General features: G+C 33.2%; 4 protein-coding genes. All 4 read left to right on the top strand.

What is annotated here, in order from left to right:
• Window positions 1–1,981 (top strand): PAS domain-containing sensor histidine kinase (locus ACOYLP_RS11400; protein ID WP_422856295.1); only part of this gene is annotated, 1,981 nt, incomplete at its 5' end.
• Window positions 1,978–2,415, top strand: coding sequence for a response regulator (locus ACOYLP_RS11395; protein ID WP_422856294.1), 438 nt, complete (start codon window positions 1,978–1,980; stop codon window positions 2,413–2,415). The genes ACOYLP_RS11400 and ACOYLP_RS11395, both read left to right, overlap by 4 nt.
• A complete protein-coding gene (locus ACOYLP_RS11390; RefSeq protein ID WP_422856293.1) occupies window positions 2,412–3,065 on the top strand; it encodes a response regulator in 654 nt (217 codons plus the stop codon). Before ACOYLP_RS11395 ends, ACOYLP_RS11390 begins: the two co-directional genes overlap by 4 nt.
• Window positions 3,066–3,493: 428 nt before the next feature.
• Window positions 3,494–3,735: hypothetical protein (locus ACOYLP_RS11385; RefSeq protein WP_422856292.1), on the top strand; the 242-nt coding region annotated here is incomplete at its 3' end.

The raw sequence follows: 3,735 nt of genomic DNA, 5'->3' as shown, positions 1-3,735 counted from the left end.
TGGATTTCCGCTCCATCAATTTGGTTGGCTTTGTTTGATAAGAAAGGCAGATTTTTCTATTGAAATGTTTCTGGAACTGAATAAAGTAGTTCAGCAATTGGGCAGAGAATTAACTCAAGCAAAAGAAGAGCAACGCCTCAAACTACTTCAGCAATTGTTTGATAAATCATTTGATGCCATTCAGATTTGTGAGGAGTCTGGAAGAATGTACTATGTAAATGATGTGGCTTCAAAACGTTTGGGAATAGTACAATCCAAAGTGAATGAATACAAGGTTAGTGATTTCGAAAAATTATTTCAAGCAAAACCAGAAGCTTGGGCGGAACATGTGGTAGATTTGCTTGAAAATGGCCAGCGAATTTTGGAAGGTGAAAACATCAACCAAGATACCGGAGCTGTTATTCATGTGGAAGTTACTGTAAGTTTAATTACAGTCAACCATAAAAACTTTGTTATTGCCATTTCAAGGGATATTTCAAAAAGAAAAAAAGCGGAAGAAAAACTATTAATTTCCTACAAGGAAAAAAACAATATTCTCGAAAGTATAGGAGATGCCTTTTTTACAATTGATAAAAATTGGACAGTAACTTATTGGAATAATCAAGCCGTAAAGCTAATGGGGTTAGCTAAAGAAGAAATTGTAGGAAAGAACCTTTGGAATGTTTTTGCTGATGCTATCGATTCAAGTTTTTATCGTCAGTATCACCATGCCATGGAAACAGGAGAAATAGTTCGTTTTGAAGAGAAATATTTAACTCAAGGTAAATGGTTTGAAATGAATGTTTACCCATTAGAAACTGGGCTATCCATTTACTTTACGGATGTAACGCTTAGAAAAGAAGCCGATGAGCGTTTGATTAAAGCCAACGAACGCTTTGAAAAAGTAACAGAAGCTACCAACGATGCTATTTGGGATTGGGATATTGAGAACAATACGCTTTATTGTAGCGAAGGTTTTAAAACTTTGTTTGGATATGATGTAAATAAAGTTACGCAACCACTAAAATTTTGGACCGATCATATTCATCCGGAAGATCTTGAATGGGTAACCAAAAGCTTAGAAGACGTTATCCAAAACGATGGATCTATTTTGACAGTTGAGTATAGATATAAACGAGAAGACGGCACTTATGCTTTTGTAATTAACAGAGGAATTGCTATTAGGGATGTTAATGGCAAAGCTAACAGAATGGTTGGAGCTATGACAGACATTTCTGACAGGAAAAAGCATGAAGAACAATTATTAACTTTTAATCGAAAACTTGAGTCCCAAAAGAAAGAACTACAAAGATCAAACGAAGAATTGGAGCAATTTGCTTTTATCACTTCTCATGATTTACAAGAACCCCTACGAATGATTTCAAGCTTTATGGATCAGCTAGAACGCAAATATGCAGATAAGTTGGATGATAAAGCAAAACAATATATCCACTTTGCCAAGGATGGAGCCAAACGAATGAAGCAGATTATATTAGATCTATTGTTCTACTCAAGAATCAATAGACCTAATGAGCAAGAAGAATTGGTAAACTTAAATGAAATCGTTTCAGAATTTTTATTACTTAGAAGAAAATTAGTAGCAGAAAAGAAAGCAATCGTTCATTATCACCAATTGCCTATAATAGTTAGCTACAAAGCCCCAGTAACACAACTATTTCATTGCTTGCTGGACAATGCATTAAAATATTCCAGAGTAAATGTACCGCCCGTAGTTGATATTAAAGTAGAAGATAAAGGGGCGTATTGGCAATTTGCAATAAAGGACAATGGAATAGGTATTGAGGAACGATTTTATGAAAAAGTGTTCATCATTTTCCAGCGACTACATAATAGAAAGGAGTATGAAGGAACAGGTATTGGTTTATCGACTGCAAAACGAGCAGTCGAGTTTCTTGGTGGAAAGATTTGGCTTGATTCAATAGTTGGAGAGGGTTCTACATTCCACTTTACAATTTCAAAAACAACAAATTATACATCATGACATATATTTTAGAACCTGCGCACATCCTGCTAGTAGAAGACAACGAAGGAGATATTCTGCTTACACTTGAAGCTTTTGAAGAAAGTAAATTTCAAACACGTGTTAGTGTGGCAAGGAATGGACAAGAAGCCTTGGACTTTCTTAAAAAAACAGGTGAATTTTCGGATGCCCATAAGCCCGATTTGATTTTATTAGATATCAACATACCTATATTTAGCGGACATGAGGTACTTGAACAAATAAAAAAGGATGAAAATTTTAAAAAAATTCCAGTAATCATGCTCACCACATCTTCCAATCAAAAGGATATAGAGAAAGCATACAACAATTATTGTAACAGCTATATTCAAAAGCCTTTGGAAATGGAGGAGTTTATGCAGGCAGTACTTAAAATTGAGGAGTTTTGGCTTCAGCTAACAACACTAGCCAAATGAAAGATCAGAAAACTAACAGCGCTTTATCAGTTCTCGTTTTCGAAGACAATGATGGAGATTTCGTATTAATTGAAGATTTCCTGATAGATGCTTTTAAAACGGTTCAAATCAAAAGATGTGATTCCTACAGTGATTTTGAGAAAATTAAACATATTGAGCATGGAATCACCTTTGACTTGATCCTCTTGGATTTGCATTTGCCAGATTTATCAGGTTGGGAGCTAATTCAAAAAATAGTTTCTGAAAAAATTCTAGTTCCTATAATTATTTTAACAGGCTATGCTGATATTAGTTTAGCCAAGGAAAGTCTTAAACAAGGTGTTGAAGATTTTTTGGTCAAAGATGAAATAACACCAAGTATTCTGCATAAAAGTATAGAATTTGCATTTAGTAGAAAACAATATGTCATACAAATTGAAGAGCAAAATAAAAAACTCAGAAACATTGCCTGGACACAATCACATCTTGTTAGAGCACCCCTAGCAAGAATTTTGGGGATAATTAATTTGATAGAAACTCAAAAAGAAAATTTAGAAGATTTGATGTTTTGGTTAAGCCAACTTAGTGTCTCGTCTAATGAAATGGATAAAATTGTAAAACAAATCATTGAAGAAGCACAAGAAATTCAATTAAATAAAAACAATGAATAAAACAATATAAATTATAGATGTTGATTCATTAAATCATTTAGTAAAATATAAAATGATGAATAGCGTTTACCATACTTTAATAATTGTTTATTGTGAAAATTGAAAATAGGTTTGGAAAAATTGAATTACCACGAAGGAACCCTTGCTGATTGTATTGTCCTTTTATAGACCTAAACATGCCTTAATTAAACGGCTGGGGATTTCAGGTGGCATACAAGAATGATTACCACTCTATGTCACTATAAATATTTTATCATCCTCGATCAAATTGGCGAGCAATTCCTCTCTGTTTGACGGAATTTTAGTAGTTGATAAATTCGATTCCACTATTTACATTTGTATATTAAAATCACATCTTTCGGGTAGCGGTAAGGCCATTAATAAACTAATAACACCAAAAGTATTTTTAAAAAATTAAACAAAATTTTATGTCAAAAAAAAGAATTTTTACTATTTATCTAGCAGCTTTCCTTTTAATTGGAATAATACCAAGTACCCTAGCACAGAACAATAGCGAAAAAAGAAAGCCTGATGAATTACTTATTTCAAATAAGAAAAAGCGAAAATTAAGACCTGCATACATCAATATAGGAATGGGTGTTAATTCATCTTATTTCAGAGGTTTTGCAACCTCACCGCTTTTCTATAATGGCAATGTTCTTCAAGTATC

The organism is Flavobacterium sp., from assembly GCF_049318325.1.
GTDB lineage: Bacteria > Bacteroidota > Bacteroidia > Flavobacteriales > Flavobacteriaceae > Flavobacterium.
The sequence above is the reverse complement of the archived record's forward strand: the minus strand, read 5'-3'. Positions and strand labels throughout refer to the sequence as shown.